This window comes from Allocatenococcus thiocycli (assembly GCF_921292965.1).
GTDB classification, from domain to species: domain Bacteria; phylum Pseudomonadota; class Gammaproteobacteria; order Enterobacterales; family Vibrionaceae; genus Vibrio; species Vibrio natriegens.
The window spans coordinates 66,633-90,743 of sequence record NZ_CAKLCK010000033.1 but is presented as its reverse complement, the minus strand read 5'-3'; the positions used below and the strand labels follow the sequence as shown (position 1 = coordinate 90,743).

General features: G+C 46.9%; 15 protein-coding genes. 10 read left to right on the top strand and 5 right to left on the bottom strand.

Annotation, left to right across the window (positions count from 1 at the left end):
• From gltB (L9Q40_RS13725) to L9Q40_RS13680, 10 genes are all read left to right on the top strand, one after another.
• On the top strand, nt 1-4,274 hold a 4,274-nt coding region (gene gltB, locus L9Q40_RS13725), incomplete at its 5' end, for a glutamate synthase large subunit (protein ID WP_498793610.1).
• Nucleotides 4,274-5,743 carry a glutamate synthase subunit beta gene (locus L9Q40_RS13720; RefSeq protein WP_498793608.1) on the top strand — a complete coding sequence of 490 codons (1,470 nt, stop codon included), beginning with the start codon at nt 4,274-4,276 and terminating at the stop codon, nt 5,741-5,743. The genes gltB (L9Q40_RS13725) and L9Q40_RS13720, both read left to right, overlap by 1 nt.
• Before the next feature lie 451 nt (nt 5,744-6,194).
• Nucleotides 6,195-10,658, top strand: coding sequence for a glutamate synthase large subunit (gene gltB, locus L9Q40_RS13715; protein ID WP_498793607.1), 4,464 nt, complete (start codon nt 6,195-6,197; stop codon nt 10,656-10,658).
• A gap of 21 nt (nt 10,659-10,679) precedes the next feature.
• Nucleotides 10,680-12,092 carry an FAD-dependent oxidoreductase gene (locus L9Q40_RS13710; RefSeq protein WP_014230821.1) on the top strand — a complete coding sequence of 471 codons (1,413 nt, stop codon included), beginning with the start codon at nt 10,680-10,682 and terminating at the stop codon, nt 12,090-12,092.
• Between the two features lie 120 nt (nt 12,093-12,212).
• On the top strand, nt 12,213-12,641 hold the full coding sequence (locus tag L9Q40_RS13705) for a DUF1499 domain-containing protein (protein WP_498793605.1): 429 nt from the start codon (nt 12,213-12,215) through the stop codon (nt 12,639-12,641).
• Nucleotides 12,642-12,704: 63 nt separating this feature from the next.
• Nucleotides 12,705-13,400 carry a 5'-methylthioadenosine/S-adenosylhomocysteine nucleosidase gene (gene mtnN, locus L9Q40_RS13700; protein ID WP_014230819.1) on the top strand — a complete coding sequence of 232 codons (696 nt, stop codon included), beginning with the start codon at nt 12,705-12,707 and terminating at the stop codon, nt 13,398-13,400.
• A gap of 30 nt (nt 13,401-13,430) precedes the next feature.
• The gene (locus L9Q40_RS13695) at nt 13,431-14,384 is read left to right on the top strand and encodes a cobalamin biosynthesis family protein (protein ID WP_498793604.1); all 954 of its coding nucleotides are present in this window, start codon (nt 13,431-13,433) and stop codon (nt 14,382-14,384) included.
• Nucleotides 14,384-15,208, top strand: a complete 825-nt coding sequence (gene btuF / locus L9Q40_RS13690) for a vitamin B12 ABC transporter substrate-binding protein BtuF (protein WP_498793602.1) — start codon at nt 14,384-14,386, stop codon at nt 15,206-15,208. Before L9Q40_RS13695 ends, btuF begins: the two co-directional genes overlap by 1 nt.
• 69 nt (nt 15,209-15,277) lie before the next feature.
• Nucleotides 15,278-15,898, top strand: a complete 621-nt coding sequence (locus L9Q40_RS13685) for a TRIC cation channel family protein (RefSeq protein WP_498793600.1) — start codon at nt 15,278-15,280, stop codon at nt 15,896-15,898.
• 130 nt (nt 15,899-16,028) lie between these two features.
• Nucleotides 16,029-16,898 carry a LysR family transcriptional regulator gene (locus L9Q40_RS13680; protein ID WP_014230815.1) on the top strand — a complete coding sequence of 290 codons (870 nt, stop codon included), beginning with the start codon at nt 16,029-16,031 and terminating at the stop codon, nt 16,896-16,898.
• Here the strand turns inward: L9Q40_RS13680 and L9Q40_RS13675 are convergent.
• The 5 genes from L9Q40_RS13675 to mutT form a co-directional block, all read right to left on the bottom strand.
• The gene (locus L9Q40_RS13675) at nt 16,825-17,604 is read right to left on the bottom strand and encodes a TSUP family transporter (protein WP_014230814.1); all 780 of its coding nucleotides are present in this window, start codon (nt 17,602-17,604) and stop codon (nt 16,825-16,827) included. The two genes, L9Q40_RS13680 and L9Q40_RS13675, sit on opposite strands and share 74 nt — an antisense overlap.
• A 208-nt stretch (nt 17,605-17,812) precedes the next feature.
• Nucleotides 17,813-21,046 carry a carbamoyl-phosphate synthase large subunit gene (carB, locus tag L9Q40_RS13670; protein ID WP_014230813.1) on the bottom strand — a complete coding sequence of 1,078 codons (3,234 nt, stop codon included), beginning with the start codon at nt 21,044-21,046 and terminating at the stop codon, nt 17,813-17,815.
• 16 nt (nt 21,047-21,062) lie between these two features.
• Nucleotides 21,063-22,202, bottom strand: a complete 1,140-nt coding sequence (gene carA, locus L9Q40_RS13665; RefSeq protein WP_014230812.1) for a glutamine-hydrolyzing carbamoyl-phosphate synthase small subunit — start codon at nt 22,200-22,202, stop codon at nt 21,063-21,065.
• 481 nt (nt 22,203-22,683) lie between these two features.
• Nucleotides 22,684-23,493 (bottom strand): 4-hydroxy-tetrahydrodipicolinate reductase, encoded by an 810-nt coding sequence (gene dapB / locus L9Q40_RS13660; RefSeq protein ID WP_498793599.1) that lies wholly within the window; start codon nt 23,491-23,493, stop codon nt 22,684-22,686.
• 113 nt (nt 23,494-23,606) lie between these two features.
• Nucleotides 23,607-24,008, bottom strand: a complete 402-nt coding sequence (gene mutT, locus L9Q40_RS13655) for an 8-oxo-dGTP diphosphatase MutT (RefSeq protein WP_498793598.1) — start codon at nt 24,006-24,008, stop codon at nt 23,607-23,609.
• Between the last annotated feature and the right edge of the window lie 103 nt (nt 24,009-24,111).

Below are 24,111 nucleotides of genomic sequence, written 5' to 3'. Positions count from 1 at the left end.
TCGAAAAATATGGTGTTGGTGTCGTTCTTTTCCCGAAAGACGAATACAAACGTGAACAGTGCCGTGACATTCTAGAGCGCAATGCCAAGCGCCTGGATCTTGAAGTTATTGGCTACCGCGTACTTCCAGTAGATAACTCTATGCTTGGTGCCGACCCGCTTAGCACGGAGCCGCAATTCGAACACGTATTTATCTCTGGTGGCCCGGGTGTTACACCTGAGGAACTGGAACGTAAACTGTACGTTCTGCGTAACTACACTGTACGTGTCTGCCTGGAAAGCGTATCGAATATCAAAGACGAGTTTTATATTAACTCTATGTCGTACAAGACTCTGGTATATAAAGGCCAGCTGACGACAGAACAGGTACCACAGTATTTCCTTGACCTGCAGAACCCAACCATGGTGACTGCACTGGCACTGGTACACTCTCGTTTCTCTACCAATACATTCCCAAGATGGCGTCTGGCTCAGCCTTTCCGCTACATTGCTCACAACGGTGAAATCAATACAGTTCGCGGTAACCTGAACTGGATGAAAGCCCGTGAAGCGATTATTGAATCAGACCTGTTCACGCAGGCTGAGATCGATATGCTGCTGCCTATCTGTCAAGAAGGCATGTCTGACTCAGCAAACTTTGATATGGCTCTGGAACTGCTGGTTCTTTCTGGTCGTACCCTGCCTCACGCGCTGATGATGATGATTCCTGAAGCATGGCAAGAAAACAAAAACATGGATCCTAAGCGTCGTGCATTCTATCAGTACCACGCAAACATTATGGAACCATGGGATGGCCCTGCCTCTGTATGTTTTACTGATGGTGTTCAAGTAGGTGCAACGCTTGACCGTAACGGTCTGCGCCCTTCTCGCTACACAGTAACGAAAGACAACTTCCTGGTAATGGCATCAGAGTCTGGTGTAGTCGACATTGCACCAGAAAACGTTGAGTTCCGTGGTCGTCTGCAGCCTGGTCGTATCTTTGTTGCTGACCTAGAGCAAGGTCGTATCATTTCTGATGAAGAAGTGAAAGATACCATTGCTACCTCTCAGCCATACGAAAAATGGGTTGAAGATAACCTTCTCAGTCTGAAAAACTTGCCGGATGCAAGTAACCAGTTTAGCCAACCTTCTCCAGAGCGTTTGTTACACCGCCAACAAGCATTTGGCGTAAGCTCAGAAGAAGTGAACGAAATCATCGTTCCAATGGCAAACGATGGCAAAGAGCCACTATCTGCAATGGGTGCTGACTGGCCGCTAGCCGTTCTGTCTCACCAATCACAGCACTTATCAAACTACTTCAAGCAGCTGTTTGCTCAGGTAACTAACCCGCCGATCGACCCGATCCGTGAGCGTATGGTTATGTCCCTGAACACCTACTTGGGTAAAGACCAAAACCTACTGACAGAAACACCGCTTCACTGTCAAAAGGTAGAACTGGAATCTCCAGTACTGGCTAACTCTGAGCTTGAGAAGCTACGTGCTATCGATAACGAGCACTTACAAGCTAAGACACTGGACATCGTATTCCAGGCAAGCGAAGAAAAAGGAAAACTTGAGCGCGCACTTAAACGTATCTGCCAATACGCAGAAGACGCAGTGATCGACGGCTACTCAATCATCCTACTGACAGACCGTGCAGTAAACTCTAACCACGCGGCTATCCCAGCAATGCTGGCGGTTGGCGCAGTTCACCATCACCTGATCCGTAAAGGTCTGCGTGCTAAGTGTGACATCGTGGTAGAGACGGGTGACGCGCGTGAAACTCACCACTTCGCGACTCTACTTGGTTATGGTGCAAACGCGGTTAACCCTTACTTGGTAATCGAAAGCATCATCGAACTACAGCGTACGAAAAAGCTCGATCCTGAAGCAAATCCAAGCGATTTGTTCAACAACTACCGTAAAGCCGTTAACGGTGGTCTGCTGAAGATCTTCTCTAAGATGGGTATCTCAACGCTGCAGTCTTACCACGGCGCACAGATCTTCGAAGCGCTTGGTATTCACAAATCCGTTGTAGACAAATACTTTACTGGTACGGTTTCTCGTATTCAGGGTCTGACTCTGGATGACATCGCAAAAGAAGTCGTGGTTCGTCACCGTATTGGCTACCCACAACGTGAAATCCCAATTCAAATGCTTGATGTTGGCGGTGTTTACCAATGGAAACAACGTGGTGAGAAACACCTGTTCAACCCAGAAACGATTTCTCTGCTTCAGCAATCGACTCGTAACAAAGACTACTCTCAGTTCAAGCAGTACGCGAGCGCAGTAGATAAGCAAGGCGACAATGCTGTTACGCTTCGTAGCCAACTAGAGTTCATTAAGAACCCAGCAGGTTCTATCTCTATCGACGAAGTTGAACCAATTGAGAGCATCGTAAAACGCTTTGCAACGGGTGCAATGTCATTTGGCTCAATCTCTCACGAAGCACACTCAACACTGGCTGTTGCGATGAACCGCTTAGGCGCAAAATCCAACTCAGGTGAAGGTGGTGAAGACCCAATTCGCTTCGAGCGTAAAGAAAACGGCGACTGGGAACGCTCTGCAATCAAACAGGTTGCATCAGGTCGTTTCGGTGTGACGTCTTACTACCTGACTAACGCAGAAGAGCTTCAAATCAAGATGGCTCAAGGTGCGAAACCAGGTGAAGGTGGTCAGCTACCTGGCGATAAAGTCGATGACTGGATCGGTGCGACTCGTCACTCAACTCCGGGCGTCGGTTTGATTTCTCCACCGCCACACCACGATATCTACTCAATCGAAGATTTGGCTCAGCTTATCTACGACTTGAAAAACGCGAACCGTGCGGGTCGTGTAAACGTGAAACTGGTATCTGAAGCAGGCGTTGGTACCATCGCATCAGGTGTAGCGAAAGCAAAAGCAGACGTTGTACTGATCGCTGGTTTCGATGGCGGTACAGGTGCATCGCCAATTTCTTCGATTCGTCACACTGGTCTTCCTTGGGAACTAGGTTTGGCAGAAACACACCAAACACTTCTGAAGAATGGTCTGCGTAACCGTATCGTTGTTCAGGCTGACGGCCAGATGAAAACACCTCGTGACCTTGCAATCGCAACTCTACTAGGTGCGGAAGAATGGGGCGTGGCAACAGCAGCATTGGTTGTTGAAGGCTGTATCATGATGCGTAAGTGTCATAAGAACACCTGTCCTGTTGGTATCGCAACTCAGAACAAAACTCTGCGTGAGCGCTTTGATGGCCGCGTAGAAGACGTAGTCACTTTCTTCCAGTACATGGCTCAGGGTCTGCGCGAAATCATGGCGGAACTTGGTTTCCGTACTATCGATGAAATGGTTGGCCAAGGCCAGAAACTGCGTGTTCGCCAAGACATTTCTCACTGGAAATACAAGAACCTGGATCTGTCTCCTGTTCTACACATCGAGCAACCACGTGAAGCCGACGGTGTATACAACCAAACGGTGCAGAACCACAACCTTGAATCAGTACTAGACCGCAAACTTATCCAAGCCGCTATTCCAGCGCTTGAGAAAGGTGAAGCAGTGAACGCTGAGTTCCCTATCGTCAACACAGACCGCTCTGCGGGCACTATGCTGTCGAACGAGATCTCGAAAGTGTACAAAGACCAAGGTCTGCCACAGCCAATGAACGTGAAGTTCAAAGGCTCTGCTGGTCAGTCTTTCGGTGCATTCCTTGCGAAAGGTGTGAAGTTCGAAGTTGAAGGTGACGCGAACGATTACTGGGGTAAAGGCTTGTCTGGCGGTACCTTAGTACTGTACCCAGATGCGAACTCTAGCATTGTTGCTGAAGACAACATCATCGTAGGTAACGTATGTTTCTATGGTGCAACCTCTGGTGAATCTTTCATCCGCGGTATGGCTGGTGAGCGTTTCTGTGTTCGTAACTCTGGCGCGAAAGTTGTGGTTGAAGGCGTGGGTGACCACGGCTGTGAATACATGACTGGTGGTGCAGCTATCATCCTAGGTTCAACAGGTCGCAACTTTGCTGCTGGTATGAGCGGTGGTGTAGCGTACGTATGGGATAAATCAGGTGACTTCGAGTCCAAACTGAACCCAGAACTCGTTGACTTGGATCCTATCGAACAAGAAGACAAAGATCTGTTACTAGACATGTTAACTAAGCATGTTCAATTCACAGGAAGTGAAGTTGCTCAGTCTTTCCTAGACAACTTTGAAGCTAGCCTAGCCTCTATGGTTAAGGTCATGCCGCGCGATTACAAAGCGGTACTTCAAAAGCGTAAAGCTGAGGCACAACAAACTGAAGCGGAGGCAGTGTAATGGGTAAGCCTACTGGATTTTTAGAGCATGGTCGTGAACTTCCTCAGAAGATCGATCCCGCTGAACGTATCAAGAACAACAAAGAGTTCGTTCTGAACGAGGAGTTTGGTAGCAAGATCAATACTCAGGCTTCTCGCTGTATGGACTGTGGCGTGCCGTTTTGTCATAACGGCTGCCCGATTGGTAACATCATCCCAGAATTTAACGATGCGGTTTACCGCGATAGCTGGGAAGAAGCATGGAACATTCTGAGCTCGACGAACAACTTCCCTGAATTTACGGGTCGTGTATGTCCTGCACCGTGTGAAAGTTCTTGTGTACTTGGTATTAACCAAGACCCAATCACCATCTGTAACATTGAGAAAACCATCGTGGAAACGGCGTATCGTGAAGGATACGCCAAACCAAAAACGCCACGCTCTCGTACAGGTAAAACCGTTGCAATCATCGGTTCAGGCCCTGCGGGTCTGGCTGCAGCTGAACAGCTTAATAGCGCGGGTCACTCAGTGACGGTATTTGAACGAGACGAAAAAGTCGGCGGTCTGCTACGTTTTGGTATCCCTGACTTTAAGCTCAGCATGGAAGTGATTGATCGTAAGATCAACCTGATGGCTGAAGCGGGTGTGGAATTCAAAGTGAACCAACACGTTGGTGTTGACGTGAACGCTCAGCAGTTACGTCAAGAATACGATGTGGTACTACTGACTGGTGGCTCTACGGTTCCTCGTGACCTTCCGGTACCAGGACGTGAACTAAAAGGCGTTTACTTCGCAATGCAGTTCCTTGGTCAAAACAACCGCCGTGCAAACAACATGGACCTGAAAACTGAAGAAATTCACGCAGCAGGCAAGCATGTGGTAGTTATCGGTGGTGGTGATACAGGTTCTGACTGTGTTGGTACCTCAAACCGTCATGGTGCAGCGAGTGTGACTCAGGTTGAGATCATGCCGATTCCACCAGAAAAACGTCCAGCGAATATGCCTTGGCCTCAGTATCCAATGATCTTACGTACTTCTACGTCTCACGAAGAAGGTGTGGATCGTCACTGGAACATCCTTACTAAAGAGTTCATTGGTAATGATAAAGGTGAAGTAACGGGTCTGCGCATTGCAGACATCGTCTGGGAAGATGCAAAACCTGGCGAGCGCCCAAGCTTTAAAGAAGTGGAAGGCAGTGAGCGAGTGATTCCTTGCGATATGGCATTCCTGGCGATGGGCTTCCTACATCCAGAACCAACGGGTGTTTTAGCACAACTAGACATTGCTCTTGATGATCGTGGCAATGTAGCAACTCAGGGATTTGCGACTAACCAAGAAGGTGTTTTCGCTGCAGGCGATATGCGTACAGGTCAATCACTTGTCGTTCGTTGTATCAACGAAGGCCGTGAGTGTGCTCGCTCTATCGATGAATACCTGATGGGCGGTACACACCTAGAAGCAAAAGCAAACTCGCTGATGCTTTCAGCATAATAGGAGGAGATGCACTCCTCCCTCTTTCTGAGTACGAGCAGCCAATAATTATATTGTTGGCTGTTCAACAAGAAAGAAAACAATTCCTTCCAGTCTTTTTATTTTGACCAGCATTTTATGCTGGTCTTTTTTATTTCAGCCAGTAGTAAATGTTACTTTATTGTAACAATCAAATTCATATCTAATTGAAATCATTGAATAATTCCAGCCAATTAAATGGTAAATCCCTGATTAGCGTGATTATCCACTAATAACTTGACCTTTTTTACAATAACCTATAGCTTGTGAAGTTGATGAAAATAAAACAGTCAAAAATTGTTAAATATTTCACGCCTTTTATTGAATAAATATACATAAAAACAAAAAAATGACGCATAGTTAGTCATCACTATCAACATAAGCAGTGTTGATGTATCTGTCGGGATGACAGATAAGCAAAGGGAGAATTGCAATGGCTCTTTATGATCCAAGTCTTGAGAAAGACAACTGTGGATTTGGCTTGATCGCTCATATGGAAGGCGAGCAAAGTCACAAGCTGGTTCGTACAGCAATTTCTGCGCTTGACCGTATGACCCACCGTGGTGGTATTGCCGCCGATGGTAAAACTGGTGATGGTTGTGGTCTTCTACTACAAAAGCCCGATTCCTACTTACGCCTAGTCGCCGAAGAAAATGGTTTTAACCTTGGTAAGCAATATGCCGTAGGGATGATTTTCTTTAGCCAAGATCCTATCAAAGCTCAGCAAGCGCGAGAAATCGTTAACAAAGAACTCGCTCAAGAAACTCTGACTGTTGCGGGTTGGCGAGAAGTACCAACAAATTCTGAAGTGCTGGGCCCGATTGCCCTCCACTCTGTGCCAAATATCCAACAGGTATTTATCTCCGCTCCAGCGGGATGGCGCGAGCGAGATATTGAACGCCGTCTATATATAGCTCGACGTCGCATTGAAAAGCAGATCACGGAAGATCCTGACTTTTATATCTGTAGCTTATCAACCCAAGTGTTAGTCTATAAAGGACTTTGCATGCCGGCGGATCTACCGCGCTTCTATCTAGATCTTGCTGATCTTCGTATGGAATCTGCGATTTGTCTGTTCCACCAGCGTTTTTCTACTAACACGCAACCTCGTTGGCCATTAGCCCAACCGTTCCGCTATCTGGCACATAACGGTGAGATCAATACCATTGAAGGTAACCGTCAGTGGGCGAGAGCTCGTGCTTACAAATTCTCATCTCCGCTGTTACCCGATCTGCAAACTGCTGCACCATTTGTTAATGAAACAGGCTCAGATTCTTCCAGCTTAGATAACATGCTGGACCTATTCCTGGCAGGTGGTATGGATATCTTCCGTGCGATGCGCATGCTTGTGCCGCCAGCATGGCAGAATCACCCAGATATGGATCAGGATCTGCGTGCTTTCTACGATTTCAACTCGAAGCACATGGAACCATGGGACGGCCCTGCGGGCATCGTATTATCTGATGGCCGTTACGCTGCATGTAACTTAGATAGAAACGGTCTGCGTCCGGCACGTTATGTGATCACCAAAGACAAGTTGATAACGCTTGCCTCAGAGGTTGGTATTTGGAATTACGCGCCAGATGAAGTGGCGCAAAAAGGTCGTGTAGGTCCGGGTGAGCTGCTGGTTGTCGATACCCGAAAAGGTAAATTATGGCAATCAAGCGAGATCGACAACGATCTGAAAAGTCGTCACCCGTACCGTGAATGGATGGCAAACAACGTCCGCAAACTAACGCCGTTTTCAGAACTGTCTGAAGATCAGGTTGGTGAACGTAATTTTGATGAAGACTTGCTTAAGACTTATCAAAAGCAATTCGCCATGACCAACGAAGAAGTCGACCAAGTACTGCGTGTTCTTGGTGAAATGGGACAAGAAGCGGTTGGCTCGATGGGTGATGACACTCCGATGGCCGTGCTGTCGTCAAAAGAGCGTCTAGTGACCGATTACTTCCGTCAGAAATTTGCTCAGGTCACCAACCCACCAATCGATCCGCTACGCGAGCAACACGTCATGTCGCTGGCAACCAGTATCGGTCAGGAGATGAACGTCTTCTGTGAAACCGACGGGCACGCACATCGTGTGACGTTCGATTCACCCGTTCTGCTCTATTCGGATATGCAGCAACTGCTGGGATTGAGTGACGATCACTATCGCAATACGATTCTCGATATCAATTACGATCCGGAAGAAAGAGACCTCGAACAAGCCATCAACTTCCTGTGTGATCAAGCGGAACAAGTGGTTCGTGAAGGCACCGTTCTGGTCGTCCTGTCAGATCGCGCTTTAGTTAAAGGCAAATTACCAATCCCAGCAGCAATGGCGGTAGGGGCGGTACAAACTCGCCTTGCTAATGCCAACTTGCGCTGTGATGCGAATATTGTGGTCGAAACCGCAACAGCACGGGACCCTCACCAATTTGCTGTTCTGCTCGGCTTTGGTGCTACCGCGGTGTATCCATACTTAGCCTACGAGGCACTCGGTAAGCTGGTCGATGATGGCGTACTAAATAAAGAATACCGCGACGTGATGCAAAACTACCAGTACGGCATCAACAAAGGCCTGTACAAAATCATGTCTAAAATGGGCATCTCGACCATCGCCTCATACCGCTGTTCTCAGCTGTTTGAAGCGGTAGGTTTAAATCAGCAAGTCGTTGATCTCTGCTTTAAAGGTGTTGCGACACGAATTGCCGGAGCGAACTTTGAAGACTTCCAGCAAGATCTGACTAACCTTTCCCGTAAAGCCTGGACAAAACGTAAATCTATCGATCAAGGTGGTTTGCTGAAATACGTGCATGGTGGTGAATACCATGCCTACAACCCCGATGTCGTCGGTACACTACAAACTGCAGTTAAATCGGGCGACATCAATGACTATCAGTCCTACGCGAAGCAGGTAAACCAACGTCCGGTTGCGATGCTGCGTGACTTAATGACACTGAAGAAAGCCGACTCCCCTTTATCACTGGATAAAGTGGAACCGACAAATGACCTGTTCAAACGTTTCGACTCTGCAGCGATGTCTATTGGCGCGTTGAGTCCAGAAGCACACGAAGCACTTGCAACCGCAATGAACCGGCTCGGTGGTTACTCAAACTCTGGTGAAGGTGGTGAAGATCCTCGCCGTTTTGGTACCGAACGTAACTCGCGTATTAAACAGATTGCCTCAGGTCGCTTTGGTGTAACGCCACATTACTTAACCAACGCGGATGTGCTACAAATCAAAGTCGCTCAAGGGGCGAAACCGGGTGAAGGTGGCCAGCTTCCGGGACATAAAGTCACGGCTGAAATTGCTAAGTTACGTTATTCCGTTCAAGGCGTGACGCTGATCTCCCCTCCTCCTCACCACGATATTTACTCGATTGAGGACTTGGCGCAGCTGATCTTCGACTTGAAACAAGTTAACCCGAAAGCATTGGTTTCGGTGAAGCTTGTATCTGAACCGGGCGTTGGCACTATCGCTACGGGTGTGGCAAAAGCCTATGCTGACCTTATCACTATCTCTGGTTATGACGGTGGTACAGCGGCAAGCCCACTAACCTCAGTGAAATACGCTGGTAGCCCTTGGGAGCTAGGCCTAGCTGAAACTCAACAAGCTCTGGTTGCCAACGGTCTGCGTCATAAAATTCGCTTGCAGGTTGACGGTGGTCTGAAAACCGGTTTAGACGTGGTTAAAGCCGCTATTTTAGGTGCTGAGAGCTTTGGTTTTGGTACCGCGCCAATGGTAGCAATGGGCTGTAAATTCTTGCGTATCTGTCACCTAAACAACTGTGCGACAGGTGTTGCGACTCAGGATGAAACCCTGCGTAAAGAGTACTTCAAAGGCTTACCTGAAATGGTAATAAATTACTTCACCGGTTTGGCTGAAGAAGTACGCGGTCTACTTGCAGAGCTTGGCGTCGAGAAACTGACTGACTTGATTGGTCGCACTGACCTACTTGAAGCTGTTGAAGGATTCACTGCAAAACAAACCAAACTGGATCTGTCCAATATTCTCGAAGCACCAGTTTCTCCAGAAGGACATCCGCTGTTTTGGACCGAGCCAAATGCACCATTTGACAGAGCAGAGCTGAACCAACGCATCGTTGATGACGCTATTAATGCTGTCGAAGAAGGCCGTTCAGCCAGCTTCTACTACAATGTGATCAATACCGACCGCTCAGTGGGCGCGCGCCTGTCAGGTGAAATTGCAAAACGCTACGGTAACCAAGGGCTGGCGGCCTCACCGATTAAACTGCATCTCGATGGCACTGCAGGCCAGTCATTTGGTGTATGGAACGCTGGTGGTGTAGAACTTTACCTTACTGGTGATGCCAACGACTACGTCGGTAAAGGTATGGCGGGAGGCAAGATTGCCATCAAGCCACACTTAGGTACTGCGTTCAAATGTAATGAAGCGACCATCATCGGTAACACCTGTTTGTATGGTGCAACGGGAGGTAAACTGTTTGCGGCGGGTAAAGCGGGTGAACGCTTTGGTGTCCGTAACTCAGGCACCATCGCGGTCATTGAAGGTGCTGGTGATAACGCCTGTGAATACATGACAGGTGGTATTGTTGCTATTCTTGGTGAAACAGGCGTGAACTTTGGTGCGGGTATGACAGGCGGCTTTGCCTATGTGCTGGATGAAAACCAAAGCTTCCAAGGCCGTGTAAACAACGAGTCGGTTGAAGCCATTTCGCTGTCTGACTTGTATATACATCAAGAACATCTTCGCGGTCTGATTGCAGAGCATTTAGAAGAAACCGGCTCTAGCCACGCAGAGCATATTTTGGCGAACTTTGACGAATGGATTCCGAAGTTCTACTTGGTGAAACCTCAAGCGGCAGATTTGAATACTCTGCTTGGTCACCAAAGTCGTAGCGCTGCTGAACTGCGCGTTCAAGCCCAATAAATCATGGAGGATGTTTGAATCATGAGCCAGAACGTTTATCAATTTATCGATGTTCAACGCGTAGATCCGGCGAAAAAACCAATTAAAATTCGTAAGATTGAGTTTGTCGAAATCTACGAACCGTTTACTAAACAACAGGCAACGGCACAGGCTGACCGTTGTCTGGATTGCGGTAACCCATACTGTGAATGGAAATGTCCGGTACACAACTACATTCCTCAATGGCTAAAACTGGCCAATGAAGGACGTATTCTAGAAGCGGCAGAGCTGTCACATCAAACCAATAGTTTACCAGAAGTGTGTGGACGTGTTTGTCCACAAGACCGATTGTGTGAAGGGTCCTGTACACTGAATGATGACTTTGGTGCGGTAACCATCGGTAACATCGAAAAGTACATCACCGACAAAGCCTTTGAAATGGGCTGGAAGCCGGATATGTCTAAAGTCGAATGGACCGACAAAAAAGTCGCCATCATCGGTGCTGGACCAGCGGGTTTGGCGGCTGCCGATATTTTAGTCCGTAACGGTGTCAAACCTGTAGTGTTTGACCGTTACCCAGAGATTGGCGGTCTGCTGACCTTTGGTATCCCTTCTTTCAAACTCGAAAAAGGGGTGATGGAAAATCGCCGCCGCGTTTTCACTGAGATGGGCGTCGAGTTCCGCATGAACGTAGAAGTCGGTAAAGACGTGCAGATGCAAGAACTTATCGATGATTACGATGCCGTTTTCCTTGGTGTAGGTACCTACAAAAACATGCGTGCCGGTTTGGAAAATGAAGATGCACCGGGTGTTTATGACGCTCTGCCATTTTTGATTTCCAACACCTATAAAGTGATGAACCTGAAAAATAGCCAGCCTTATATCGATATGGCCGGTAAAAAAGTCGTGGTACTCGGTGGTGGTGATACCGCAATGGACTGTGTACGTACTTCTATTCGTCAGGGTGCATCAAACGTAATCTGTGCGTATCGTCGTGACGAAGCCAACATGCCGGGCTCACGTCGAGAAGTCAAAAATGCCAAAGAAGAAGGCGTGAAATTCATGTTCAACCTTCAACCTCTGGGACTAGAAGTCAACGCATCGGGTAATGTAACTGGCGTGAAAGTGGTGAAAACAGCACTTGGTGAGCCAGATGAAGCAGGCCGACGTCGTCCTGAGCCTGTTGAAGGTAGTGAGCATGTTTTAGCTGCTGACGCTGTGATCATGGCATTTGGTTTCCAACCGCATCAAATGGATTGGTTAACACCTTTCAATGTTGATCTTGACCAGTGGGGCCGAATTAAAGCGCCTCTGAAGCAAGAGTTTCAGTACCAAACCAGTAACGAAAAAATCTTTGCTGGTGGCGATGCGGTACGCGGATCAGACTTAGTGGTAACCGCGATTGACGAAGGTCGAAAAGCAGCCGAAGGTATCCTCGACTACCTGGACGTCTAACGTTCAACACGTTAAATCTCTCAAAAGGACCCGATTATTGGGTCCTTTTTTCTTTTATTACATATAATTACATAACAAAAAATTTTAACGACTAAATTCCTACCACAAGGAATCAATACCATGAAAAAATTCGCTCTCCTTTCTATCGTTCTTTTCAGCTTAACCGCGTGCAGCCAAGGAGTACCAACCATGACCGATCGCTCTCAAACACCATGTGGTAATAAGCCAAATTGCGTATCCACCCAAGATTCTCGTGAAGAGCACTACCTTGAACCTTTCCTGCTGACAGAGTCCGCAACACTCGATGCGATTGAGCAAGCGGCTCTCAAACTGCCGGGGGCAAAAACGGCGGTCAAAGAAGGCGATTACCTACGTATTGAATGTACGTCCAAAATCATGCGCTTTGTTGATGATCTTGAGCTAAAAATCGGTAAAGATAAGCTCATCGTTCGCTCTGAATCGCGTATTGGCTACTCCGATTTTGGCGTCAACAGAAAGCGAGCAAAACAATTACGCACTGAACTCTCTGACGCAGGGCTCATCAAATAGAAAACTGACTCTGGTGAGTGTTATACTCTCGCCCGAATGAATATTTTACCCAAAGAGAGTGTTATGAAAGTTGGTATCATCGGCGCGATGGAACAAGAAGTGACCATCCTGAAAGAAGCAATGACAAACTGCCAGACGGTTAACAAAGCAGGCTGTACGTATTTCTCTGGTCAAATTAACGGTGTAGATGTAGTACTTCTGCAATCGGGCATCGGTAAAGTAGCCGCTGCTGTGGGTACGACCATCTTACTTGATGAATACCAACCTGACGTTGTAATCAACACGGGCTCTGCTGGCGGCTTCGACTCCAGCCTGAACCTCGGTGATGTGGTCATCTCAACTGAAGTTCGTCACCACGATGCAGACGTAACAGCATTCGGCTACGAAATAGGCCAAATGGCTGGCCAACCTGCGGCATTCAAAGCGGACGAAAAGCTGATGGAGCTGGCAGAAAAAGCATTAGCTAAGATGGAAAACAAACACGCGGTACGCGGCCTTATTTGTACTGGTGATGCTTTCGTTTGCACCGCTGAGCGTCAAGCATTTATCCGCGAGCACTTCCCATCAGTGATCGCAGTAGAGATGGAAGCATCAGCAATTGCTCAAACTTGCCACCAGTTCAATACGCCATTTGTGGTGGTACGTGCCATCTCAGACGTAGCCGACAAAGAATCACCAATGAGCTTCGAAGAGTTTTTACCGTTAGCGGCGAAAAGCTCCTCAGAAATGGTGTTCAAAATGTTAGAGCTAGTAAAGTAAGCCGAGTCGGTTAAATAAATCGAACCATTCATGGAAGAAACTTTTCAGCAACTTTACGCCAATGGTGCGCTCCTTGTAATGTGGGGCGCACTGTTGTTTCATCTCGTTTTACCTATCCCTCACTCCGCTAATCCTTTCACTTTATGGCGAAAAATAGCAGAGCAGCTGACCATAAAGGTGAACCGACACCATAGCTATTCGCAAAGCATACTGGCAGGCAGCCTTTCCATTCTCATCATGATATTGCCTTGTTTGGTGCTTTTGATTGCGTTAAAGCCTCTGGTATGGAAAGCGCCATTATACGAGTTAGCATTATTGCTGCTCGCGTTAGATTGGCGAAGCAGCGAGAGGTTAACCAAACAGCTCGTTAGCGCTATGTCCAATGAGGACAAACCCTTATGTCGCCAACGATTAAAACCGTACCTCAACCGTGATACAAACAGCCTTTCTCTGTTAGGGATAGGAAAAGCGGGCGCGGAAACGATCATTATGGGCTACGGCCGAAATGTTGTCTGTGTTCTGTTCTGGTACGCACTTGCCGGTGGTATTGGTGCTTTCCTTTACCGACTTATCGCAGAACTTGCACGTACCTGGTCACCAAGCCGAAAACAATACTCACCATTTGGCAAACCCGCCATTCAACTTCTCGCTGCACTTGAAATCATCCCGTTGCGCTTGTTCGCTCTGTTTATCGCATCTGGGAAGAGTTTGTCTGCTGTGATGAGCGGAATAAACCAACAAGCACATTCCTGGCCGTTACCCGGACCAGCGTGGTTACTGTGTAGTGTCGGGAACAAGTTACAACTCTCTTTGGGTGGCCCAGCTATTTACCAGGGAATACGAGCAGAGCGAGCCAAAATTGGAGGGCGTATTGCGCCGTCTGCTATACATCTGGCGCAGATCCAAGCTCTCTTGGTTTGGCGTATTTTTGCTTGGATTGTTATCCAAAGCCTTCTTCTAGGACTGATTTATCAAGGATTATGATGTCTAAAATTGCCGTATCAATTTCAATTTTGTTTTCATCAATCGTACTGGCTAACGAACCAGCGCAACGTGTAATTAGCTTGGCTCCACACGCAACCGAGATTGCCTATGCCGCAGGGCTTGGAGACAAATTAATCGCAGTGAGCGAAATGAGTGATTACCCTGAACAAGCGAATAAGCTGGAGAAAGTCTCCAATTACCAAGGAATAAAGCTCGAACGTATCATTGCGCTTCGTCCGGATTTGGTCATTGCCTGGCCTTCAGGTAATCCAGCCAAAGAATTGGAAAAGCTCGCTCAGTTTGATGTACCCATTTATTACTCTACTTCCAGCTCACTGATGGACATCGCCAACAACATCGAACAATTGAGTCAGTACAGCGAAAATCCACAAATAGGCCAGAAAGCCGCTGATGACTTTCGAAACCAGTTAAAAGTTTTGAAAGACAAATACAACACCGAAGACAAGGTCCGTTATTTTTACCAGCTCAGTGAAAAACCAATCATCACGGTCGCAGGAAAAAACTGGCCGAGTGAAGTGTTTAGCTTTTGTGGCGGCGAAAATATATTTTCCAGTGCGGGCTCTCCCTACCCTCAGGTCAGCATCGAGCAAATCATCACTCGCCAACCAGACGTCATTTTTACTTCGCGTCATGCAATGAGTAGTGACGGGATGTGGTCTGAATGGAAGAATGAAGTGCCTGCTTTAAAGAATGGGCATATTTGGTCATTGAATGCTGACTGGATTAACCGCCCGACACCGAGAACACTTAACGCCATCACAGAAGTGTGTGATTACTTTGAAAGCGTACGCCAAAAACGCTAACGTTTTCGTGGTAAATACCGTACAATTTGCGCCCATTTTTTATCACTTTGCTTAAAGGTACCAAGTAACATGGACTCCATGCTGCTTTACATGATCGACTTATTCGGCACTGCCATATTCGCCATTTCAGGTGTATTACTGGCTGGCCGGTTAAAGATGGATCCATTCGGCGTGATTGTGCTCGGTAGCGTCACCGCTATTGGTGGTGGAACAATCCGAGATATGGCACTGGGTGCCACCCCTGTATTTTGGGTCACTGACACGACCTACCTGTGGGTTATCTTTATCACCTGCCTATTAACCATGCTGATAGTCCGTCGTCCCAAGCGCCTTTCTTGGTGGGTTTTGCCCGTTTGTGATGCCATTGGTCTTGCTGTATTCGTCGGTATCGGAGTAGAAAAAGCCTTGGCTTATAATGCTTCAGGCATGGTCGCTGTGATTATGGGCGTGATAACTGGGTGTGGTGGCGGCATCATACGTGATGTACTGGCGCGAGAGGTGCCGATGGTACTGAGAAGTGAAGTTTATGCAACAGCCTGTATTATCGGTGGGATATTCCATACCACCGCTGTTGCAATGGGCTATGACCACTCAACAGCGCTGATCGCTTGCATTAGCTCAACGTTGATTATTCGTCTTGGCGCGATCCGCTGGCACTTGTCTTTGCCTACGTTCGCCATCAATCGTTAACTCCCCTTCTCCAAGAACACTTTTAAGAGCCGGTCATAACATCGGCTCTTTTTATTTGTCCTGTTATGCTCGCTTACGGTCCTATATTTGGTTAAATTAGCTCTACTATTCCTCATTTTCATCAATTGGTATGTTACTAGAAGGCATTGAGACGTTACTTGTTCTGAGTAGAGAAAAAACAATGAGCCGAACTGGCAGTCAGTTGTACATTAGCCAGTCTGCGGTGAGTAAACGTATTGCCAACCTGGAAAAGAAAATCGGGAAAAAGCTTATTGAGCCAAGCGGTAGGCACATCAAACTGACCTCAGACGCACTTGCACTCATTGCTACCATTGAGCCAACCTTCAATGAGTTAATCGGTCAAATCCACGATCAACAAGTGCTCGAAGATACGTCGCTGATTAAGCTAGATTGCTCTGAAACGTTAGTTGCGGGCTATCTGAGTTTGATCATGGAAGAGCGATTTTCAGACGATCCCTATCTGCGCATCTCCACCAACCATACGCCAAGAATCATAGAAAATGTAAAGTCAGGCAAAGCAACGCTTGGGTTCTGTGCCGGCTATTTACCCCCTCATCACGGCCTGATGAGCTTTCACCTCGCCGATGAACCTTTCTCGATCATTAGTAAACATCCACTGACCACGTTACCAACAGCAGTGCTGACTAATGACTTGAGTAATCCGGCCAATACTTATCAGCAAGCCATCCTGTCTAAGTACAATATTGAACCCATCATGGAAATGGACTCCTATACCGCGGCGGCACAATTAGCATTAGCGGGTATGGCACCCGCTTTGATTCCAAAATCCATCATCAACACACTCAAAATCGACGAAAAATACCGCTTTGAGTTTGAACAGCTAGCGCACCTTATCCGCCCAATTCACGTTTGCCTACGCCATAACACCTATCGTAATCAACGGGTTAAAACACTGATAGAATCCATTGCTGATGTTGTTGCCAAAGAAGTTTTAGTGCCATCAACATCGACATGGTGATCACTAGGGGACGGATCCATTTTTGTCCCTTCGTCACCACCACTTTTGCCCCAAGTTGAGCACCAATAAAACCACCAACAGCCATGGTTAAGCCTATCTCCCATACGGGCAAGCCAGCTAGTACAAAAAACAACAGTGCTGCAATATTAGAAGTGAAGTTGAGGATCTTGGTCCGTGCGGTAGCATCAACTAAAGAGAAATGGCCGAGAACAACAAAACAAACCGTAAAGATAGACCCGGTTCCAGGGCCAAAAAATCCGTCATAAAAACCTACGCCACCACCGATACAAAGCGCAAACATTGCCTCTGAAATCCTTGGTTCACCGCCTGTTTTTTTCGTTGTTGGCGCAAGTAAAAAATAGAGTGAAATAGCAATGAGAAGGACCGGAATTAAGCTGGTCAGCACGCCGGCATCGACAAATTGCACCGCCTCAGCGCCAATTGCAGAACCAACAAAAGTACACAAGATAGCAATGCGCATCTCTTTTAGGCTGACGATGCCATTGCGCACAAAATACCAACTCGCGGAAAAACTACCGAATGAGCTTTGCAGTTTGTTCGTTGCCAACGCCTGAGTCGGGCTAAGCCCCGCAGCCAGTAACGCAGGAAGTGTCAACAAACCGCCTCCACCCGCCATAGCATCAATAAAGCCTGCTGCAGATGCTACAACAAACAGTGCGACTAAAACCTCAAACGTGATTTCCACTTATGCTTCCTTGTCAATGAGATACCAAAAGGAAGGCAACGGTAGCATTAATCAGACTAAGCGCAAAAGGAAAGGCAAGATACCAACCTATTCCAGATTTTCATCAATTGTAATTGAGTACGTCAAAAATAAAAAAGCCCGCTCTAATGAGCGGGCAATGAGGTTGTCATATAAGCTCTCATTAACGAGCTTACTGATTTTTTATCTATTACGCTTCTAGACTCGCTTTCACTTTAGCGTGTAGCTCTTGAACAGAAGTCACAGACGCTTTTGCATCAGCTGTGTGAGACATACACGTAGCGAACGCTGCGTTTAGCGTTGTTGTGTAGTTCACTTTCTCAGCTAGGGCACCGCGACGTAGAACTTTCGAATCTTCAATCGCTTGACGACCTGCCGCCGTGTTCACGATGTAGGTGTATTCGTTGTTCTTAATACGGTCCAGAATGTGAGGACGACCTTCGTGTACTTTGTTTACTAGACGAGGGTTGATACCCGCTTCGCCTAGAATCACAGCTGTACCGTGTGTCGCATCCAACTGGTAGCCAAGTTTCACTAGCTTAGAAGCCAGGTCAACCACACGCTCTTTATCGCCTTCACGTACTGATAGTAACGCACGGCCACCTTCAGGGTAAACGCTACCACAGCCTAGTTCTGCTTTTGCGTATGCTTCTGCAAACGTTGCACCAACACCCATGACTTCACCTGTTGAGCGCATTTCTGGGCCCAATAGTGGGTCAACACCAGGGAATTTGTTGAACGGTAGAACCACTTCTTTCACTGAGTAGTAAGGAGGAATAATCTCTTTAGTAAAGCCTTGCGACTCTAGAGATTGACCCGCCATTACACGTGCAGCGATTTTCGCTAGTGGTGCGCCTGTAGCTTTCGAAACGAATGGTACCGTACGCGCAGCACGAGGGTTAACTTCGATTAGGTAAACGTCGTTGCCTTTCACTGCAAACTGCGTGTTCATCAGACCGCGTACACCTAGTTCAAATGCTAACTTCTCAACTTGCTCACGCATCTTATCCTGGATTTCCTGGCTTAGCGTGTAAGCTGGAAGTGAACATGCTGAGTCACCTGAGTGAACACCTGCTTGCTCGATGTGCTCCATGATACCGCCGATAACAACACGCTCACCATCACAGATAGCGTCGATATCAACTTCAGTTGCATCATCAAGGAAACGGTCTAGTAGAACTGGAGACTCGTTCGATACGCTTACCGCTTCGTTGAAGTAGCGACGTAAGTCTTGCTCGTCGTATACGATTTCCATCGCACGGCCACCTAGTACGTAAGATGGACGAACAACCAATGGGAAGCCGATTTCTTTTGACTTCTCAACCGCTTGCTCCATCGTTGTAACGGTAGCGTTTTGTGGTTGAAGAAGGCCTAGACGCTCAACAGCTGCTTGGAAACGCTCACGGTCTTCTGCACGGTCGATTGCATCAGGGCTAGTACCAATGATTGGCACGCCAGCCGCTTCTAGTGCGCGAGCCAGTTTAAGTGGCGTTTGACCACCGTACTGAACAATCACACCTTTTGGCTTTTCAACGCGAGCGATAGACAGTACGTCTTCCAGCGTTACTGGTTCGAAGTACAAACGGTCAGACGTATCGTAGTCAGTAGATACCGTTTCTGGGTTACAGTTAACCATAATGGTTTCGTAACCGTCTTCGCGCAGTGCTAGCGATGCGTGTACACAACAGTAATCGAATTCGATACCTTGGCCGATACGGTTTGGACCGCCACCAAGAACCATGATCTTGTCTTTGTCTGTTGGGTTTGCTTCACACTCTTCATCGTAAGATGAGTACATGTAAGCCGTGTCAGAAGAGAATTCTGCTGCACACGTATCCACACGTTTGTAAACCGGGTGAATGTCGAACTGTTCACGAGCGCGACGAATTTCGCTTTCAGCAACACCAAGTAATTTAGACAAGCGAGCATCAGAGAAGCCTTTGCGCTTAAGTTGACGAAGAACGTCTTTAGTCAAGCCAGCGTAACCGCCTGCTTTCACTTCTTCTTCTAGTTTCACTAGTTCTTCAATTTGAACCAGGAACCAGCGGTCGATGTTAGTCAGGTTGAAAACACCATCAACAGACATGCCCGCACGGAATGCGTCAGCAATGTACCAGATACGCTCAGCACCAGCTTCTTTCAGCTCGTGACGAATCTTAGTCAGTGCGTCTGGCGCTTCTAGATCAACCATCTCATCAAAGCCAGTCGCGCCAACTTCTAGGCCACGTAGAGCTTTGTGAAGAGATTCTTGTTGGTTACGACCAATCGCCATCACCTCACCAACTGACTTCATCTGTGTTGTCAGACGGTCGTTAGCACCTGCAAATTTCTCGAAGTTAAAGCGAGGAATCTTAGTTACTACGTAGTCGATAGTTGGTTCGAATGATGCTGGAGTTGCACCACCAGTGATGTCGTTTTGTAGCTCGTCTAGAGTAAAGCCAACAGCCAGTTTCGCTGCAATCTTAGCGATTGGGAAACCCGTTGCTTTCGACGCTAGAGCAGAAGAACGAGATACACGTGGGTTCATCTCGATGATAACCATACGGCCATCTTTCGGGTTGATACCAAACTGTACGTTTGAACCACCTGTTTCCACACCGATTTCACGCAGAACTGCTAGCGATGCGTTACGCATTAGCTGGTATTCTTTGTCAGTCAGTGTTTGTGCTGGAGCTACAGTGATTGAGTCACCCGTGTGGATGCCCATTGGGTCGAAGTTTTCGATTGAACATACGATGATACAGTTGTCCGCTTTGTCGCGAACTACTTCCATTTCGTACTCTTTCCAACCGATTAAAGATTCATCGATAAGCAGTTCGTTAGTCGGAGAAAGATCCAGACCACGACGACAGATTTCTTCGAATTCTTCTTTGTTGTAAGCGATACCGCCACCAGTACCACCCATCGTAAATGATGGACGGATGATACAAGGGAAGCCAACCATGTCTAAAACTTTGTAAGCTTCTTCCATGCTCTTCGCAGTATCTGCGCGAGGACACTCAAGACCGATAGACTTCATTGCTTTATCGAAACGAGAACGGTCTTCCGCTTTATCAATCGCGTCAGCGGTTGCACCAATCATTTCTACGCCGAACTCTTCAAGAACGCCGTGCTTCTCTAGATCTAGAGCACAGTTAAGCGCAGTCTGACCACCCATTGTCGGTAGAACCGCATCTGGACGCTCTTTTTCGATGATCTTGCGTACCACTTCCCATTGGATTGGCTCGATGTAAGTCGCATCAGCCATCTCTGGGTCAGTCATGATTGTCGCAGGGTTCGAGTTAACCAGAATAACTCGGTAGCCTTCTTCACGAAGTGCTTTACACGCTTGTGCGCCAGAGTAGTCAAACTCACATGCCTGACCGATAACAATCGGACCAGCACCAAGAATTAGAATACTTTGAATGTCAGTACGTTTTGGCATTATCTACTACTCCGAATTAAGCGCTGTGTTGTTTGATTAGTTCGATAAAGTGGTCAAAAAGCGGTGCTGCGTCATGTGGACCTGGGCTCGCTTCTGGGTGACCTTGGAAGCTAAATGCTGGCTTATCTGTACGGTGGATACCTTGCAGAGAGCCATCAAATAGAGATACGTGAGTTGCACGTAGGTTTTCCGGTAGCGTTGCTTCGTCCGCTGCAAAACCGTGGTTTTGAGAGGTAATCATTACAACGTTACGATCTAAATCTTTAACTGGGTGGTTCGCACCGTGGTGACCAAACTTCATTTTCACAGTTTGTGCACCAGACGCTAGCGCCAGGATTTGGTGACCCAGACAGATACCAAAGATAGGTAAACCTTTTTCTAGGAACACTTTTGTTGCTTCAATCGCGTAAGTACATGGTTCTGGGTCACCAGGGCCGTTTGATAGGAAAACGCCATCTGGATTAAGAGCCAGTACTTCTTCTGCTGAAGTTTCAGCAGGTACAACCGTCAAGCGGCAACCACGGTCAACCAACATGCGTAGGATGTTTCGCTTTGCGCCAAAGTCGTATGCTACAACGTGGTACGGCAACTCGCTGTCATCTTTCGCTTCAGGCAGTCCACCTTCAAGCGTCCACGAGCCTTGCTTCCACTGGTACGCTTCTTTTGTTGTCACAACTTTCGCAAGATCCATTCCTTTCAGACCCGGGAATTCTTTTGCTTTCGCCAGTGCCAAAGCTTCATCTAAGCTGTCACCTGCAACAATACAACCATTCTGCGCACCTTTCTCACGCAAGATACGAGTCAGTTTGCGCGTATCAATGTCAGCGATGCCAACAATATTTTGAGATTTAAGGTAGTCAGAAAGAGATTGTTCATTACGGAAGTTAGAAGCGATAAGAGGAAGATCGCGAATCACAAGGCCTTGTGCATGAATAGAAGAGGATTCTTCATCTTCGGAAGTGGTTCCGGTATTGCCAATGTGAGGATAAGTAAGAGTAACGATTTGCTGAGAATAGGAAGGATCAGTGAGGATTTCTTGATACCCCGTCATCGAGGTATTGAAAACGACTTCACCGACGGATACGCCATCTGCCCCAATGGACACTCCGCGGAACACTGTCCCATCTTCTAGGACTAACAGTGCTAATTTACCCAAGACAACCTCCAGAATAAAAATGCAAAAAAAATAAATCAAAGTGCAAACATGCCTTCCTTTACCTATAAAATCTACATAAATAGGTACTTCAGACAAATTGGCGGTATTCTAAAGACGGACAGGAAACCTGTCAACAAGCAATTAAAAATAAATTATGCTTTTCTAGCAAGTAAGGACATTTAGGCAGAATAACCCCCAAAACAACAAGTTTTAGACATCTCTATATGGGAAGGGATGACTTTTTTGTGAATTTTACAAATTTGAACTTTATACAGATCACAAAATCAGATGAGATTTTTACGCAAACGTTAACCAACCAAAATTAACTATACTTTTTAAGCCATATAGACAGCATAGACAACAAAACCGCTAAAAACACCACTAAACTAACGTGAGAATGGCAGCGTTATTAAATCATTTATTTTACATCTATACCTAGAGATATAAAAAAGCCGGCTTACGCCGGCGAATAATTATGTAATTAGAGTTCATTCAAACCCAGTACATCGGTCATGGTATAAAAACCTGCAGGTTTATCACTCAACCAAACCGCAGCCTTCACCGCACCGTTAGCAAAGGTCATGCGATCCGTTGCTTTGTGTGTAATTTCAACGCGCTCGCCAATATCAGCAAACATCGCCGTGTGTTCACCAACAATGTCACCAGCACGAATAGTGGCAAAACCAATCTCATCTTTAGTACGTTCACCCGTAATGCCTTCACGAGCATACACCGCTACGTCATTAAGATTGTTACCCATCGCTCCTGCAATCGCTTCTCCCATACCAATGGCAGTACCTGATGGTGCATCCACTTTATGGCGATGATGTGCTTCAACAATCTCGATGTCGCAGTAGTCACCCATGACTTTGGCTGCTTTCTCAAGTAGCTTGAAGACTAGGTTAACACCAACAGAGTAGTTAGGAGCCATTACCACAGGGACTTGCTTTGCCGCTTCATCAATAAGCGCACGCTCTTCATCACTAAAACCAGTGGTGCCAATCACCATGCTTTTTCCATACTGTTTGCATAGCTCAAGGTTAGCTAAAGTGCTTACCGGTGCAGTAAAATCGATAATGACATCAAAGTTATCCACGTCTTTAACAAGATCATCCGTGAGAACGACATCAAATTTGCCTTCACCACATAGTTCACCGATATCGACACCGACGAGTGATGATTCCGGACGCTCAGATCCCGCTGTTACTGACGCTTCTTGATGATGGTGTGAAGCCTTAACCAAGTTGCGACCCATGCGGCCAGCTGCTCCTGCGATTGCAATACGAACCATTGCGTTTTATCTCCTTCTCTGGATAACGAGACCTATACTCGTTTCTCTCGTTTCGCTCAATCTTTTTAAACTAACAACATACCTTGCGAACCACAAGATGATTAATGTCGAAACTATGAAGAAAACTCTTGTACAACACGCTCAAGGATTGGCACATTGGCTTCCGGAAATGCATATTCAGGCAAGCTCGTGATATCAACCCAGCGCCCTTCCTGACCTTCTTTACCGTATGGTTCATTTTCAAAAGAAGTGACGGAGATAAAATCGAACTTCAGAGATTTGTCTGGATAGTCGTACTCAAGGTGCTCAAACAAAGATTGTTCTGTCACGTTGATCCCGACTTCTTCTTCCAGCTCACGAATCATCGCCTGCTCCACAGACTCTTCCGGCTCTACTTTTCCACCAGGAAACTCCCAAAATCCGCCTTTATGTTTATCGTCAGGACGTTTAGTAATGAAGATCTGCGATTTATCTTGGTTAAAGATGATCGCCGCAACGATGTGAATTCTTTTCATGGAGAACGTTTCCTAAAAATGAACTGCTTCCCGCCCTGCATTAAGATGGCACTATGGGGAGCAATAAAATTTACTTAAAAAAAGAGCCGCATAAGCGACTCTT

Bases quoted from the DNA above. Each gene is read 5' to 3' on its own strand.
- gltB (WP_498793607.1), top strand. From the start codon at position 6,195: ATGGCTCTTTATGATCCAAGTCTTGAGAAAGACAACTGTGGATTTGGC.
- L9Q40_RS13695 (WP_498793604.1), top strand. From the start codon at position 13,431: ATGGAAGAAACTTTTCAGCAACTTTACGCCAATGGTGCGCTCCTTGTA.
- btuF (WP_498793602.1), top strand. From the start codon at position 14,384: ATGTCTAAAATTGCCGTATCAATTTCAATTTTGTTTTCATCAATCGTA.
- dapB (WP_498793599.1), bottom strand. From the start codon at position 23,493: ATGGTTCGTATTGCAATCGCAGGAGCAGCTGGCCGCATGGGTCGCAAC.
- L9Q40_RS13720 (WP_498793608.1), top strand. From the start codon at position 4,274: ATGGGTAAGCCTACTGGATTTTTAGAGCATGGTCGTGAACTTCCTCAG.
- mtnN (WP_014230819.1), top strand. From the start codon at position 12,705: ATGAAAGTTGGTATCATCGGCGCGATGGAACAAGAAGTGACCATCCTG.
- L9Q40_RS13705 (WP_498793605.1), top strand. From the start codon at position 12,213: ATGAAAAAATTCGCTCTCCTTTCTATCGTTCTTTTCAGCTTAACCGCG.
- carB (WP_014230813.1), bottom strand. From the start codon at position 21,046: ATGCCAAAACGTACTGACATTCAAAGTATTCTAATTCTTGGTGCTGGT.
- mutT (WP_498793598.1), bottom strand. From the start codon at position 24,008: ATGAAAAGAATTCACATCGTTGCGGCGATCATCTTTAACCAAGATAAA.
- L9Q40_RS13710 (WP_014230821.1), top strand. From the start codon at position 10,680: ATGAGCCAGAACGTTTATCAATTTATCGATGTTCAACGCGTAGATCCG.
- L9Q40_RS13680 (WP_014230815.1), top strand. From the start codon at position 16,029: ATGTTACTAGAAGGCATTGAGACGTTACTTGTTCTGAGTAGAGAAAAA.
- L9Q40_RS13685 (WP_498793600.1), top strand. From the start codon at position 15,278: ATGGACTCCATGCTGCTTTACATGATCGACTTATTCGGCACTGCCATA.